Annotated in this window: 12 protein-coding genes; 2 read left to right on the top strand and 10 right to left on the bottom strand. The window is 73.2% G+C overall.

The window, feature by feature from the left end:
* The first annotated feature begins 10 nt into the window (after nt 1-10).
* Complete coding sequence (locus MJ876_RS02615; RefSeq protein WP_240234495.1) at nt 11-568, top strand: hypothetical protein; 558 nt, start codon at nt 11-13, stop codon at nt 566-568.
* Nucleotides 569-601: 33 nt separating this feature from the next.
* On the opposite strand, the gene MJ876_RS02610 is transcribed toward MJ876_RS02615, so the two are convergent.
* The 9 genes from MJ876_RS02610 to MJ876_RS02570 all read right to left on the bottom strand — a co-directional run bounded on the left by MJ876_RS02610 (nt 602) and on the right by MJ876_RS02570 (nt 12943).
* A complete protein-coding gene (locus tag MJ876_RS02610) occupies nt 602-1102 on the bottom strand; it encodes a hypothetical protein (RefSeq protein ID WP_240234494.1) in 501 nt (166 codons plus the stop codon).
* 28 nt (nt 1103-1130) lie between these two features.
* On the bottom strand, nt 1131-2519 hold the full coding sequence (locus MJ876_RS02605; RefSeq protein ID WP_240234493.1) for a putative T7SS-secreted protein: 1389 nt from the start codon (nt 2517-2519) through the stop codon (nt 1131-1133).
* Nucleotides 2516-2818 (bottom strand): hypothetical protein, encoded by a 303-nt coding sequence (locus tag MJ876_RS02600; protein ID WP_240234492.1) that lies wholly within the window; start codon nt 2816-2818, stop codon nt 2516-2518. Before MJ876_RS02600 ends, MJ876_RS02605 begins: the two co-directional genes overlap by 4 nt.
* Before the next feature lie 60 nt (nt 2819-2878).
* Nucleotides 2879-4648 carry a malto-oligosyltrehalose trehalohydrolase gene (treZ, locus tag MJ876_RS02595; protein ID WP_240234491.1) on the bottom strand — a complete coding sequence of 590 codons (1770 nt, stop codon included), beginning with the start codon at nt 4646-4648 and terminating at the stop codon, nt 2879-2881.
* Entirely contained in the window at nt 4645-6996 is a 2352-nt protein-coding gene (treY, locus tag MJ876_RS02590) for a malto-oligosyltrehalose synthase (protein ID WP_240234490.1), read from the bottom strand. The genes treZ and treY overlap by 4 nt, the downstream gene beginning before the upstream one ends.
* A gap of 3 nt (nt 6997-6999) precedes the next feature.
* Entirely contained in the window at nt 7000-9204 is a 2205-nt protein-coding gene (gene glgX, locus MJ876_RS02585) for a glycogen debranching protein GlgX (protein ID WP_240234489.1), read from the bottom strand.
* A 40-nt stretch (nt 9205-9244) separates the two neighbouring features.
* Nucleotides 9245-10180 carry a hypothetical protein gene (locus MJ876_RS02580; protein WP_240234488.1) on the bottom strand — a complete coding sequence of 312 codons (936 nt, stop codon included), beginning with the start codon at nt 10178-10180 and terminating at the stop codon, nt 9245-9247.
* Nucleotides 10181-10212: 32 nt separating this feature from the next.
* Entirely contained in the window at nt 10213-11547 is a 1335-nt protein-coding gene (locus tag MJ876_RS02575; protein ID WP_240234487.1) for an HNH endonuclease signature motif containing protein, read from the bottom strand.
* Nucleotides 11548-12136: 589 nt separating this feature from the next.
* On the bottom strand, nt 12137-12943 hold the full coding sequence (locus MJ876_RS02570; protein ID WP_240234486.1) for a metallophosphoesterase: 807 nt from the start codon (nt 12941-12943) through the stop codon (nt 12137-12139).
* 68 nt (nt 12944-13011) lie between these two features.
* Between MJ876_RS02570 and MJ876_RS02565 the strand changes: the two genes are divergently transcribed.
* Entirely contained in the window at nt 13012-14031 is a 1020-nt protein-coding gene (locus MJ876_RS02565; RefSeq protein WP_240234485.1) for a 5'-3' exonuclease H3TH domain-containing protein, read from the top strand.
* Between the two features lie 3 nt (nt 14032-14034).
* Here MJ876_RS02565 and MJ876_RS02560 read toward each other — a convergent pair whose 3' ends face one another.
* Entirely contained in the window at nt 14035-14394 is a 360-nt protein-coding gene (locus MJ876_RS02560) for a VOC family protein (protein WP_240234484.1), read from the bottom strand.
* Nucleotides 14395-14434 lie beyond the last annotated feature (40 nt).

Genomic DNA, 14434 nt, shown 5'->3' with positions numbered 1-14434 from the left:
GGGTCGTCCCATGGCCGATGCCCAGCAGTTCGCCGCCGAGGTCGAGCGCGCCGTCGCCGACACGCCGTACATGGTCGCCGACGAGACGCCCGACGGGTTCACCGTGCAGATCGACGTCGTCGACGCCCAGTGGTGGACGTTGATGCAGCGCAAGTCGCTGAAGAAGTCGTTCTCCCACATCGTGAAGGTCGCTCCGGACGGCACCTACACCGTCACGGACCGGTCGATGACGGTCGAGTGGCAGGCCGGTGCCGAGCTCGCGGGCGGCGTCCCGCGGCCGGTGCTGCGCGCGACGGCGGGCATGCAGCAGGGCAACGTCCGCGAGATCTCCTTCCGCAAGGAGATCGGCATCGACGACAGCGGACGACCGGGCGAGGTCGTCGACTACACCTTCGCCTCGGGCGAGGGGAACGCGATCATCGAGGCCGCCGCCGACCGCCTGGGCCTGCGGAAGACGATGAACACGTCCGCCAAGGTCGGCCTCGGCGTGGCGGGCCTCGTGATCGGCGCCCTCGTGGTCGTCGGGATCGTGGTGGCGATCCTGGCGCTCACCGGCGTCCTGGGCTGACCCGGCGACTCAGCCGGCGGCCCAGCCGGGGACTCAGCCGGCGGCCTTCTCCTCGTCGACCCGCAGGCCCCGCACGAGGGTCTGGAACTCGGGCGTCACGACGTCCAGCTGGGACGCGAGGCAGGTGCAGCTGACGATGAGCACCGCCCGGCGACGCTCCTGCTCGGGGTCCTGGAGGCCGAGCAGGGCCTGCAGGCGGGCCAGGTCGTAGTGGACGCCGTCGACCTCGGCGGAGGCCCGGATCACCTGGCTGTACGACGGGGTCTGCTCGGTCCCGACGCGACGACGGTCCATCAGCTGGGCGTCGCCGGTCTCGTCGCGCAGCCGCATCACGGCCTCGTCGGCGATCTGCTCCATCGTGGCGTCGTCGGTCCGCCAGCCGCCGCTGAAGGAGATGATCGGCGTGTAGTCGCCGGGGGTGTCGTCGCGCAGGGCGACCAGCATCGCGTTGGTGACTCCCACCGACTCCGGCTGCACGGCCCGCCACTGGGGGCCGGGCAGCTCGAACCGGATGGGGACGGGGAACTGCTCCATGTCCGTGATCCTCTCGTCTCGTCCGGTCTCAGAACCCGAGGGCGTCGCCGACGCTGCTGGCGGCGTCGCCGATGGCGTCGCCGACCTCCTCCGCGCCGTCGCCGATGCCCTCGGCGAGGTCCTCGGCGGTGTCCACGACCTCACCCGGGTCGATGGTGATCTCGCCGCCGAGCTGTCCGCCGACACCGAGCGCGGCACCGAGGTGGCCGCCGATGGTGAAGGAGCCGTCCTCGTTCATGCCGACGTCCAGGTCCGCGGACGCGCCGACGCCCGCCCAGGCCTCACCGGTCACGGCACCGCCGACGCCGCCGACGTCGCCGGACAGCGCGCCCTCGGCCCGGGCGCCGGCGAACACCTCGCCGCCGGCGTGGACGCCGTCGGTGCCGACGCTGACCTCGCCCTCGGCCTCGGCCCCGACCATGGCGGAGCCCTCGGCGCCGACCGTGGCGTAGCCGTACTGGGCGGAGACCTGGCCCTCCGCCTGCGCCAGGTAGGCGCCGGCGTTGGCCGTCGCGGCGAGCCCGCCCGTGCCGACCTCGAGGCCCGCGCCCGCGTTGGCGCTGAGCACGTTGACCTCGCCGTCGCCGGACAGGGTGACGTCGCCGACCTGGTTCTCGAAGCTGCCCTCGGCCCCCCACACGCGGGCGGTGGGCGTCTCGACGCTGCCGAGGTCCATCGTGACCTCGAGGCCGGTCCGGTCGTCGCGACCGTCGCCGTCCTCGTCGACCGCGTCGCCGTAGGGCGTCATGAGGTCCTCGTCGTTCCACGGACGCTCACCGCCGGGCAGGGCGATCGTGATGTCGCCGAAGGTGCTGTCGGGGTCGGGGCGGGCGCCGGCGGTCAGGGTGCCGGGCAGCTTCGCGAGGGCGGTGGTGGTGGTCTCCACCGACTCCTTCACCTGCTCGCGGGCCTCCTCGACCATCTCCTGCGCCTCGCGCATCCGCTCGATGCCGGGGTCGTGGAAGGCGCCGGGCGGGGCCAGGTGGCCGCCCCCGCCGCCGAGCGTGCCGGTGGAGCCGAGGTTGGCGTTGTACGCGTCGACGGCGGCGTTGTGCTCGGCCAGGGCGCGTGCCTGCGCCTCCTTGCCGGCCTTGTACTTCTCGATGGCCTGCTGGGCCTTCGCCTGCGCGGCGCCGAGGACGCCGGCGTGGTCGGAGAGGGCCCGACCGGCGGACTTCGCGTCGCCGCCGATCTCGCTCCACGGCTTGATGGAGTCGGGGAAGGCCGCGTTGAACGTCTCCGCCGCGCCGCCCTCCCAGGACGGCGCCGAGAGCCCGGCCAGGCTGACGCCGATGCGGGTCATCCGCTCACCCTCGTCGGTGAACGTGGTCGCGGCGGTCCGCACCTGGCCCGGCTCGCCGGGCACGATCTCCTTGGGGTCCTCGGTCTCGCCGAGCTCCTTCACGTCCAGGCTCATACCGGGACACCCCCGCCGGCGGGCCGCATCGCGTCGGCCGAGCCGGTGTCGGTCGTCGAGAAGTCGGTCAGCTGGTCGCGCACGCTGGCGGCGGCGGCCTGGGCGTCGGTGGCCATGGCGCGGATGGTCGCCTGCAGGCTCTCCTTGGCGGAGTCCACGTAGCCGGACAGCGTGGCGTCGCCGTACGTCTCGGGGCTGGAGGCGGCCAACGGGATGGTGCGAGTGACCGAGTCGGCCACGGCGTCGTCGATGTCCGACGACAGAGCGGTCAGCTCGCGCTTGACGACCTGGATCGTCATGGGGTCCTCCTCGACGGATGTCTCGGGTGGGATGACGCGGTGCCCAGGCTCCTACCCCGCTCAGCCCCGCTGAAACCTCACGAGCGCACCCGATCCCGCGGGCAGGCGCAGGACGCCCCCGTCGAGCGTCGGTGCCGTCGGGGTCGCCAGCAGCACCTCGGCCGCACCGTCCAGGCCGTGGTCGTACGCCGCGTCGCCCAGGTTCAGCACCAGCGTCACGTCGCCGCGGCGCAGCACGAACACCCTCGCGTCGTCGTCCGCGGTGGCGCGGACGGCCCGCAGGTCGGGGTCGGTCAGCGCGGGGACCGTGCGGCGCAGCTGCGCGAGCCGCCGGTAGGCGTCGAGGACGACGGCGTGCCGTCCGCCCTCGGGCTCGGACCAGTCGAGCCGGCTCGCGGCGAAGGTCTGCGGGTCCTGCGGGTCGGGGACGGTGTCGGGGTCCCAGCCCATCTTCGCGAACTCCTCGATCCGGCCGGTCCGCGTCGCCTCGGCGATCTCGGGGTCGGTGTGGGAGGTGAAGAACGCGAACGGCGTGGCGGCGGCCCACTCCTCGCCCATGAACAGCATCGGCGTGAACGGGCCGGCCATGACGAGCATGGCGGCCATGACGAGCCGGTCGTCGTCGAGGTGGCCGGGCTCGGGGTCGGAGGGGCGGTCGCCGCGGGCGCGGTTGCCGACCTGGTCGTGGTTCGACGAGCACACGACGAGGCGCCAGGCGGGCATGTGCTCGACGTCGACCGGACGGCCGTGGTCGGCCTCGCGGAACGACGAGTACGTGCCGTCGTGGAAGAACCCCTTCTCGCAGACCTTCGCGAGCGCGGACAGCGGCGCGAAGTCGGCGTAGTAGCCGTGGGTCTCCCCGGTGAGCGCGACGTGGACGGCGTGGTGGAAGTCGTCGCTCCACTGCGCGTCGATGCCCCGGCCGCCGCCCTCGCGGGGGGTGACCATGCGGGTGTCGTTGAGGTCGGACTCCGCGATCAGCGTCAGCGGACGCCGCTGTGCCGCCGACAGGGCGGCGACCTCGACGGCCATCTCCTCCAGCAGGTGCACGGGGGAGGAGTCGACGAGGGCGTGCACGGCGTCGAGGCGCAACCCGTCGACGTGGTAGTCGTCGAGCCACATCGCGACGTCGTCGAGGACGTAGCGACGGACCTCCTCGCTGCCCACCTGGTCGAGGTTGACCTGGTCGCCCCAGGTGTTGCGGCCCTCGGTCAGGTAGGGGCCGAACGCGGGCAGGTAGTTCCCCGACGGTCCGAGGTGGTTGTAGACGACGTCCTGGACGACGCCGAGGCCGGCGGCGTGGCAGCCGTCGACGAAGCGCTGGTACGCCGCGGGGCCGCCGTACGTCTCGTCGACGGCGAACCAGCCGACGCCGTCGTAGCCCCAGTTGTGGGTGCCGTCGAAGGAGTTGACCGGCATGAGCTCGACGAGGTCGACCCCGATCGAGACGAGGTGGTCCAGCTTTCCGAGGGCGGCGTCCAGCGTCCCCTCGGGGGTGAAGGTGCCGACGTGGAGCTCGTAGACGACGGACCCGGCGAGCTGGCGGCCCGTCCAGGCCTGGTCGGTCCACGCGAACGCGGTCGGGTCGAACGTCCGCGAGCGGCCGTGGACGCCGTCCGGCTGTCGGCGCGATCGCGGGTCGGGCAGGACCGTCTCCGCGCCGTCGAGGCGGTAGCCGTAGTCGACCTCGCCGTCCGGCACGGCACCGTCGGGGGTCCACCAGCCACCGTCGAGGCCGCGCATGGGGACCACCTGGTCGGCGACGACGAGGTCGACCCGCTCGGCTTCCGGCGCCCAGACGTCGAAGCGCGACACGCCGGGGCGGCTCACGCGTCGTCCTCGTCGGTGGCGGGCGCCAGCAGCGCGACGGGGTAGGCGTCGAGCAGCTGGGCGAGCAGGACCTCGCCGGACCACTCGCGCCCGGTGAGGCGGTCGACGAGGGGCGCGTCCCCGGGCTGGGCCGGCAGCCGGACCCGGGTGCTGCCCCAGCCGCCGACGGCCGCGAGGCCGACGGGCAGGCGGGTGGCGACGGTGACGGCGCCGCCCCGGTCGAAGGCCAGCACGTGGTCGGCCGCGGTGCCCTCGGCGAGCAGCGCGTCGTACGTGGTGAACAGCTCGGGGGACCGGCGCCGCAACCGCAGGGCGGAGCGGACGACGTGCAGCTTCGCGGCCCCGGCGTCCTGCCGGCTGCCGACCCACGGCGGGCGGACGCCGCCCGCGACGGCGTCGAGCACGGTGCGGCGGACCTCGAAGTCGACCTCGCGCCGGTTGTCGGGGTCGACCAGGCTCTGCTCCCACATCTCGCTGCCCTGGTAGACGTCGGGGACGCCGGGGATCGTCAGGGAGACCAGCTTGGCGGCGAGGCCGTTCGACTGCCCGGCGCGGGAGGTGGCGTCGAGCAGCTCCTCGAGGACGGCGACGACCCGGCGGTCGTCGAAGGCGGCGTCTACGCACGCGTGGACGGCGGCCTCGTAGGCCTCGTCGGGGGCGGTCCACTGCGTCCGGTCGCCCGCCTCGCGCATCGCCTTCTCGGCGTACGCGTGGAGCCGGCCCCGCAGGTCGGGGTGGGGCCGGGACGGCCACGCGCCGAGGATGGCCTGCCACAGCAGGGACGCGAACGACGGGTCCGGGGTCGGGACCGCCTCGAGCAACCGGTCGAGCGCCGACTCCCACAGGGCGGGGATCTCGGCGAGGACGGCGATCCGGGCGCGGACGTCCTCGCCGCGCTTCGTGTCGTGGGTCGAGGTGGCGACCATCGCGTGGGGCCAGGTGTGCTGGCGGCGGGCCATGGCGGCGTGGAAGTCGGCCGGCGAGACCGCGAAGACCGACGGGTCGCCGCCGACCTCGGACAGCGACGACAGGCGGGAGGTGCGGTAGAACGCGCAGTCCTCGACGCCCTTGGCCATGACCATGCCGGAGGTCTGCTGGAACCGCAGCGCGGCCGGCTGGTCGGTGTCGGCGAGGAGGGGCGCGAGGACGTCGAGGACGTCGTCGAGGTCGCCGCGGCGCTCGCGGGCCTCGGCGACGGCACGCTCGAGGTGCTCGGCGCCGAGGGGCAGGTAGGAGCGGTAGACCTCGAAGCAGGCGAGGAGCTCGGCGACGGCGTCGACGAAACGCTCGGGGTGGGGGCCGACCTGCTCGGCGGGCAGCTCGCGGACGATGCGCCGGACCTCCGAACCGAGGGCGCCGTCGGCGACCGCGCGCTTGGTGTCGTGGATCAGCTGGTGCCAGTCGTAGGGCCGCCGCGCGAGCCGGGCCTCGAGCGCGGTCAGCGGCTCCTCGCCCGCGGGGTCGACGAGCACGCGGTCGACCTGGGCCATGGCGTCGTACCCGGTGGTGCCGGCGGTCGACCAGCTCTCGGGCAGCTCCTCGCCGGGCTCGAGGATCTTCTCGACGAGCACGTAGGAGCCGTCGGTCAGCTCGGCGAGGTCGGCGAGGTAGCCCTCGGGGTCGCGCAGGCCGTCGGGGTGGTCGACGCGCAGGCCGTCGGCGAGGCCCTCCCGGAACCAGCGGCCGATCTCGACGTGCGAGGCGTCGAACCAGCGACGGTCCTCGACGCGGATCCCGGCGAGCGTGTTGACCGCGAAGAAGCGTCGGTAGTTCAGCCCGTGGTCGGCCTCGCGCCAGTGCGCGAGCCGGTAGTGCTGCTCGGCGAGCGTGGTCGTGCCGGGAGCCAGCGGGTAGCGGTTGTCGTGGTAGCGCACCTCGCCAGCCTCGACGTCGACCTCGATGGCGCCCTCGTCGCCGTCCCCGACGACCGGGACGACGAGCTTGCCCCCGTCCTGGCCCGGGTCGGCCGCCCAGTCCACGTCGAACGCGTCGGCGTACGCCGAGCCCTGGCCGTGCTGCAGCAGGTCCCACCACCACGGGTTCGCCGCGGGGGTCGCGACGCCGACGTGGTTGGGGACGATGTCGATCAGCACGCCCATGCCCAGCGCGTGCGCCTGGCGGGCGACGGCCTCGAGCCCGGCGGTGCCCCCGCGGGAGGCGTCGACGCTCGCGTGGTCGACCACGTCGTACCCGTGGTCGCTCCCTGGCTCCGCGGTGAGCAGCGGCGACAGGTAGACCCAGTCGACCCCGAGGTCGTGCAGGTAGCGGAGGTGCTCCGCGGTCCTCCGGAGGTCGAACGACTCCCGGACCTGCACCCGGTAGGTGCTGGTGGGCACAGGCTTGTCCATGGGTTAACCCTCGCTGACGGGCTGGGCGCGGTCGGCGTAGGCCGCGATCGAGGCGTCGACGGAGTGGTCGACCTCGGGTGCGGGCGGCTGCGCCTCGCGGAGCACCAGCAGGCTGGACGACGACATCGGGAGCGATGCTCCCGGCTCCAGGCCGTCACGGTCCGTGACCTCGCCGGAGGTGTCGATGACGACGTCCCAGCCCTCGGCGTACTCGGCCGGGGGCAGGGTGATCTCGGCGTCGCCGTCGGCGTTGAAGTAGAGCAGGAAGTGGTCGTCGGTGATCGAGTTGCCGCGGGCGTCCTTGCCGGCGATGCCGTGGCCGTTGAGGTACATGCCGACCGCCTGCGAGGCTCCCTCGCCGTGCCAGTCGCCGTCCTCCATCGGGCGGCCGTCGAGGTGCAGCCAGACGATGTCGTTGAGGCGGTCGCCCTCGTCGCCGGCCGGCACGCGGACCTCGTCACCGGTGAAGAACCGCTTGCGGCGGAACGTCGGGTGGTCGTGGCGGAGCTTGACGACGGCGGCTGTGAACTCGACCAGCGGCCGGTCGGCGGCGTCCCAGTCCATCCACGCGATCTCGGAGTCCTGGGCGTAGGTGTTGTTGTTGCCGTCCTGGGTGCGGCCCATCTCGTCGCCGTGCAGGATCATCGGCACGCCCTGGCTGAGCAGCAGCGTGGCGAGGAAGTTGCGCTGCGCCCGGGCCCGGGCCCGGAGCACCTCGGGGTCGTCGGTCGGCCCCTCGACGCCGAAGTTCTGGGACCGGTTGTGGCTCTCGCCGTCGTTGTTGTCCTCGCCGTTCGCCTCGTTGTGCTTCTCGACGTACGACACGAGGTCGCGCATGGTGAAGCCGTCGTGGGCGGTGACGAAGTTGATGCTGGCGACCGGGCGGCGTCCGGAGTGCTCGTAGAAGTCGCTGGAGCCCGCGAGGCGGCTGGCGAACTCGCCGAGGCTGGGCTCGCCGCGCCAGAAGTCGCGGACGGTGTCGCGGTAGGCGCCGTTCCACTCCGCCCACTGGGGCGGGAAGCCGCCGACCTGGTAGCCGCCGGGGCCGACGTCCCAGGGCTCGGCGATGAGCTTCACCTGGCTGACGACGGGGTCCTGCTGCACGAGCTCGAAGAAGGTCGCGAGGCGGTCGACGTCGTAGAACTCGCGCGCGAGCGCGCTGGCGAGGTCGAAGCGGAAGCCGTCGACGTGCATCTCGGTGACCCAGTAGCGCAGCGAGTCCATGATCAGCTGCAGCGAGTGCGGCTGGCGGACGTTGAGCGAGTTCCCGGTGCCGGTGTAGTCCATGTAGTACTGCGGGTCGTCCTCGACGAGCCGGTAGTACTGCGGGTTGTCGATGCCCTTGAAGCTCAGGGTGGGGCCGAGGTGGTTGCCCTCGGCGGTGTGGTTGTAGACCACGTCGAGGATGACCTCGATGCCCGCGTCGTGCATCGACTTCACCATGGCCTTGAACTCCTGCACCTGGTGCCCGGCGTCGCCGGTGGCGGCGTACGCCGCGTGCGGGGCGAAGAAGCCGAGGGTGTTGTAGCCCCAGTAGTTCCGCAGGCCCTTCTCGAGCAGCGTGTTGTCCTGCACGAACTGGTGGACCGGCATGAGCTCGATGGCGGTGACGCCGAGCTTGCGCAGGTGGTCGGTGACCGCGGGGTGGGCGAGGCCGGCGTACGTGCCGCGCTGCTCCTCCGGCACCTCGGGGTGCTGCACGGTCATGCCCTTGACGTGGGCCTCGTAGATGACCGTCTCGTTGAGCGGCGTGCGCGGCGCGCGGTCGCCCTCCCAGTCGAAGAAGGGGTTGATGACGACGCCGAGGGTCATGTGCGGCCCGGAGTCGGCGTCGTTGCGCGAGTCGGGGTCACCGAAGTCGTAGCCGAACAGCGAGGGGTCCCAGTCGATCTCGCCGTGGGTCGCCTTGGCGTACGGGTCGAGCAGCAGCTTGTTCGGGTTGCAGCGCAGCCCGTTCTTCGGGTCCCACGGGCCGTGGACGCGGTAGCCGTACCGCTGGCCCGGCTGCACGGTCGGCAGGTAGCAGTGCCAGACGTAGGCGTCGACCTCGGTCATCTCGACGCGCGTCTCGCGTCGCTTGCCCCGCGGGCCGACGTCGACGAGGCACAGCTCGACGCGGTCGGCGGCCTCACTGAAGAGGGCGAAGTTCGTGCCGCTCCCGTCGAACGTCGCGCCCAGGGGATAGGGCTCTCCCGGCCAGCTCTCCACCACGGTCGCCTCCACAGGTGTTCGGGTTTGAACGTTCAAACTATCGGTCGAGCTGATGTACCCGTTCATCGGCGACGACAGTTCTGCGCGCCGTCACCTCTCGTTCGCGCGCCTCGAGACGCTGGCCGGCGTCCCGTACCCGCTCGAGCGCGGCGCGCGTGCGCTGGACCGCGTCGTCGATGCGGCGGCTGGCCGCGAGGTCGGAGGCGAGGGTGTCGAACCAGACGTCGACGAACCGCTGCCCGGCGCTGACGGCGACGGCCCCGGCGGCGTCCCGGTGCACGTCGGCGAGCTCGGCGTCGAACCGGCGGAGCGCCAGGCCCGCCTGCTCCAGCTGGTCGCCGACCTGCCGGAGCCGCTCGTGCTTCATGCCGCCGCTCACCACCCCGCCGCCGAGGAGGTCCCAGGTCGCCCAGTCGTCGGCGCTGCGCAGCAGGTCCAGTGCGGCGACGAGCCGGTCCTGCGCCTCGCGACCGGCGGCGAGCGCCTCCCTGACCTCCCTCTGCTCGGCCGCGAGGGCGCCGTCGCTGGCGGCGAGCTCGCGGAGGCGGGGTCCGCGCTCGGGGTCGTGCTCGATGAGCCACGCCTCGTGGGCGTCTCGGGCCTCGGCGAGGGCCGTGGTGGTCGACCCGAGGTCACGGATCCGCTCGCGGAGCGAAGTGACGGCGGCAGCGTCCTGGGCGTGCTGCTGCTCGGCCTGGGCGGCCGCCGTCCTCGCGGCGAGCGCCTCGGCCTCCCCGCGGTGCAGGTCGTCGTCCTTCGACCCCGTCACGCTCGCGAGGACGCCGGACCAGCCGAACCCACGCAGCCGCTCGACGTCCCTCTCCTTCTCGGCGGCCCAGGACGTCGCCTCCTCCACTGCCTGCGCGCTGACGAGCACTCGCTCACGCGCCTCGTCGAGCTGCCGCTGCAGGCGCGCCGACAGGGCGGCGGCCTCGGTGGCCTCCGCGAGTCGGTCGGCGGTCGACGGCTCCACGGGTCGACGGTAGGGCAGCACGCGGTCGCCCCCTACGTGCGCAGGCTGATGGAGACCGTGCCGTCGGTGTACCAGTCGTGGGTGTAGCGGTGGTCGTGGATGCGTCGGTGGTGCCAGCCGCAGAGGGGTGCGGCGTTGTCGAGGTCGGTGGTGCCGCCGTGGGACCAGGGTGTCTTGTGGTGCAGCTCGCACCAGGCGACGGGTCGGGTGCAGCCACGGGCGGCGCAGTGGGTGTGGAGGGCGGTGATGGCGGCGCGTTGGGCTTCGGTGAACAGTCGGGAGAGCCTGCCGAGGTCGAGGACGCGGGGTTTGCCGTCGAGGGCGCGGCCGAAGACGGTGGGCACGATGCCGGAGTTGCAGGCCATGCGGCGGGCTTCGCCGGCGGAGATGGGGCGGTCGGTGTCGAGGCCGGCGGCGCGTAGGTGGCCGCGGAGGGTCTCGATGTCCATCAGGACGGTGACCTGGGTGGTCGCGGCGCCGTGGAGGTGGTCGGTGGGCAGGTGCTCGCACAGCTGCGCCAGGGCGAGGCCGCGGGCATGGGCGGGATCACGGGTGGGGTCGGTCTGGTCACGCACGAACGGGTTGGACTCCCGCGGCCCGACCTTGGCATGGCGCGCGTCGCGACCGCTGGCCCTGTGCTGGCGCCGGGGTGCGGTCATGGCCTCGATGATCTTGCGCAGGGCGTCGGCGGCGAGGTTCGGCAGGGTGAAGTGGCCGCTGGTGGTGCCGTCGCCGTTGTCGTGGAAGCTCAGGCGCGCCTTGGCGTGGGCGGCGTCCTCCTCCTCGACGATCTGGTCGTTCTCGTGGGCGTCGACGACCTCGGGGTCGGGCTCGACTTCCTCCAGCACCCGCCGTGCGGCACGGCGCAACTGGGCGGGGTCGAGGCGTGCGGCGAGGTCGACCAGCCGCGCCTCGCACGCCTGCTGTTGGGCGGGCGTGAGGGCGGCGGGGAGCTTCCTCATCGCGTCGGCGATGACCTTCGCGTGCGCCGCGGACAGCGCGCCGTCCTCCAGTGCCGAGCGGGTCCCCTCCAGTCCGGTTTCACCTTCGGAGCCGGCCAGGGAGCCGGCGAGGCCGGCGTCGCGGGCGGAGTCCTGCCGGGTGCCGCGGGTGTTCTTCGCGACCCAGTCCGCGGTCGAGGCCTGGCCGTCGCCGGCGGGCACGTCCGCGGCCTGCGCGGCGGCGATCAGCTTCAGCCGCAGCCCGTACAGCCGCGCCTGCGCGCGGTGCACCTCGGCGAGCAACCCGGCGTCCGCGGCGCGGACCGTGGTCGCGTGCAGGTCGTCCACGACCAGGTGCAGCACATCCACCTGCACGGCCAGGGAGAGGGAGTCCCGGGGCCGGAGGGGGATGGCTGTGGTGGTCATGGACCCAGTGTAATCGAACACATGTTCGATTAACAGGGAAGATGCACAGGGGAGGTGCCCGTCGCTGGCAGAGGTGCGAGCGGGGGCGTACCGACCGCTGGTTGAGGAGCGAGCGCAGCGAGCCTCGAAAACCGGTGGGTCGACCGCTGGTTGAGGTGCGAGCGGGCGTGTCCACCGCTGGTTGAGGTGCGAGCGCAGCGAGCCTCGAAACTCGGTGGGTCGACCGGTGGCCGTGGTGCGAGCGGGCGTGTCCACGGCTGGTTGAGGTGCGAGCGCAGCGAGCCTCGAAATCCGGTGGGTCGACCGGTGGCCGTGGTGCGAGCGGGCGTGTCCACCGCTGGTTGAGGTGCGAGCGCAACGAGCCTCGAAACCCGGTGGGTCGACCGGTGGCCGTGGTGCGGGGTTTCGAGGCTCGTCGCTGGCGCTCCTCGCACCTCAACCACCGACGGGTGGGTCGTGGGCGCTCCTCGCACCTCAACCACCGACGGGTGGGTCGTGGGCGCTCCTCGCACCTCGACCACCGACGGGTGGGTCGCTGGCGCTCCTCGCACCTCAACCTCCGACGGGTGGGTCGTGGGCGCTCCTCGCACTACCCGCCCGGCGCGGGACCCAGCGTGTCGAGGTCGAGCACGCGGACGGAGCCGGGCTCACCCCGAGCCGACAGCGACCACACGGTGGTGTCGTGGGAGGACCCCGGCAGGCGCACGACGTCCTCCCCGGCCACGTGGAAGTGGCCGTGCGCCAGGAACCGCGGGGCGACGCCCAGGACGGCGCGGGTCATCCGGGTCATACCGGTCTCGGCGTGGGCGAGCGCCCTCGGTGACCAGTCCCGCGGGTTGTCGCGCACGTTGCGGTGCAGGATCTGGTCGACCTCGGGCACGCAGTACGGCGGACCGGGGCTGTCGTGGGTGAGCATCACGTCCGCCGGGCCGTCGGCGACCACCGCGTCGACGTGGTGGTCGAGCAGGACCTCCGTCGGCCACCACTCGACGCCCTCCGGCCTCTGGCCCACGCTCATCGACGGCGCGCCGCCGAGGGCGACGACGCTGCGCCCGCCGAGGGTCCAGCGGTGGCCGCGGGGCAGCATCGTCACGTGCTCCCGCAGCCGCAGCGGCAGCAGCCGGCCGGTGTCGTCCACGGAGGCTGGACGCGACCAGAGCGAGTCAAGCAGCGCCCAGTTCTCGTGGTTGCCCGGGACGACATCCAGGCGCAGCCCGAGCCCGACGCATGCGGCCTCGATCGCGTCGAGGTAGCCCTCGGGGTCCGGGCCCATCCCGTAGCGCAGGTCGCCGAGCTGGACGACGTGCTTCACGTCCCCGCGCTCGGCGAGGAGGCGCAGGGCGTCGACGACCACCGCGAGCTCGCCCTCGACGTCGCCGACCAGTCCGATCCTCACGGCTCGATCATGACCCCGATCCGGGCCTCGCGCGCCCGCCTCCGGCGACCTAGGCTCGGCGGCACACCATGACGACCCCCACCGACGCGCCGCTGCTCCTCGCCGTCGACGCCCCCTCGCTGCTGCACCGCGCCCACCACGCCCGGGTCGCGTCCGACCAACGTGACCGCGGTGGCCGACCGGCCTGGGCGTTGCACGGGATGCTGCTGCAGGTGCTCGAGGCGGTGGAGCGCTTCGCCCCCGACCGCGTCGTCCTCGGCTTCGACGACCGCACGCACTCGCAGCGGGCGGCGCGCTACCCGGCGTACAAGGCGGGCCGGGCGCAGAAGCACCCGGAGCTGCTCGAGCAGATCGACCGGGGCGCCGCGATGCTCGACGCGATGGGGCTGCACACGGTGACCCCCGCCGGCCTCGAGGCGGACGACGTCACCGCCTCCGCCGCCACCTGGGCCCGGCGGCACGGCTGGCAGTGCATCGTCATCACGTCCGACCGTGACGCCTTCGCCCACATCTCCGACTCCACCCGCGTGCTGCGGCTCATCAACGGCGGCGTCGGCGCCTCGCCGCTGCTCGACCCCGCCAAGCTCTTCACCATGTACGGCGTCGAGGCCGGTCACTACCTGGACTTCGCCGCGCTCCGCGGCGACGCCAGCGACAACCTGCCGGGGGTCGCCGGGATCGGCGAGAAGGCGGCCGCCCTGCTGCTGGAGGCGGCCGGCTCGATGCGCGCGGTCTGGGCGGACGTCGAGCACGCCGGCGGTGCGACCCTCGTCGCCGCCCTCGACTCCCTCTCCGTGGAGCGCACCGGTCGTCGGATGGGCGCGGGGGTGCTGAGGAAGCTGGCCGCCGACGGAGCGCGGGAGCAGTTCGAGTTCAACCGCTCGATGATGGCGGGCCGCGACGACCTCGACCTCGGCCTGGTCCCCGACGTGAGCCGCTCGACCGGTGCCCTGCCCCTCGACGAGCTCGCCGTCGCCCGGGTCACGGGTCACCTGGGTGTCTCGACCACGACCGTCCTGGCGCTGCGGGTGCTCACCGGCACCACCCCGGCGAGCCGCATGGCGCTGCTGCACGGCACGGTCGCCTGAGGCTCAGCCCTGCATCAGGATCACCGTGTTGCCCTCGGGGTCGTCGAACGCGAACATCGGCGGCGCGCCGTCCATGTGCAGCACCTCGCTGTGCGGCTGCACGCCGGCCGCGACGAGCGCCGCATGGGCGGCGTCGGCGTCCGCGACGACGTACCGCACGCCGATCGGCAGGCCCGAGTCGCGCGTGATGAGCGCGACCGGCACCGAGGCTCCCGGAGGCACCACCTCGACGAGACGGGCGCCGGGCCACACCTCGACGTCCAGGCGGACCTCGCAGCCCAGCACGTCGCGGTAGAACGCCAGGGCGCGGTCGGTGTCGGTCACCTCGACGGTGACGCTGTACAGGTCTCTCACGATGCTCATGCGGGGACCGACCGGCGCGGCCCCGTGGAGTCATCGGCCG

The organism is Nocardioides sp. CFH 31398 (assembly GCF_022436705.1).
Classification (GTDB): Bacteria; Actinomycetota; Actinomycetes; order Propionibacteriales; family Nocardioidaceae; genus Nocardioides.
The sequence above is the reverse complement of the archived record's forward strand: the minus strand, read 5'-3'. Positions and strand labels throughout refer to the sequence as shown.

Bases quoted from the DNA above. Each gene is read 5' to 3' on its own strand.
- MJ876_RS02615 (WP_240234495.1), top strand. From the start codon at position 11: ATGGCCGATGCCCAGCAGTTCGCCGCCGAGGTCGAGCGCGCCGTCGCC.
- MJ876_RS02610 (WP_240234494.1), bottom strand. From the start codon at position 1,102: ATGGAGCAGTTCCCCGTCCCCATCCGGTTCGAGCTGCCCGGCCCCCAG.
- MJ876_RS02605 (WP_240234493.1), bottom strand. From the start codon at position 2,519: ATGAGCCTGGACGTGAAGGAGCTCGGCGAGACCGAGGACCCCAAGGAG.
- MJ876_RS02600 (WP_240234492.1), bottom strand. From the start codon at position 2,818: ATGACGATCCAGGTCGTCAAGCGCGAGCTGACCGCTCTGTCGTCGGAC.
- treY (WP_240234490.1), bottom strand. From the start codon at position 6,996: ATGGACAAGCCTGTGCCCACCAGCACCTACCGGGTGCAGGTCCGGGAG.
- MJ876_RS02575 (WP_240234487.1), bottom strand. From the start codon at position 11,547: ATGACCACCACAGCCATCCCCCTCCGGCCCCGGGACTCCCTCTCCCTG.
- MJ876_RS02565 (WP_240234485.1), top strand. From the start codon at position 13,012: ATGACGACCCCCACCGACGCGCCGCTGCTCCTCGCCGTCGACGCCCCC.
- MJ876_RS02560 (WP_240234484.1), bottom strand. From the start codon at position 14,394: ATGAGCATCGTGAGAGACCTGTACAGCGTCACCGTCGAGGTGACCGAC.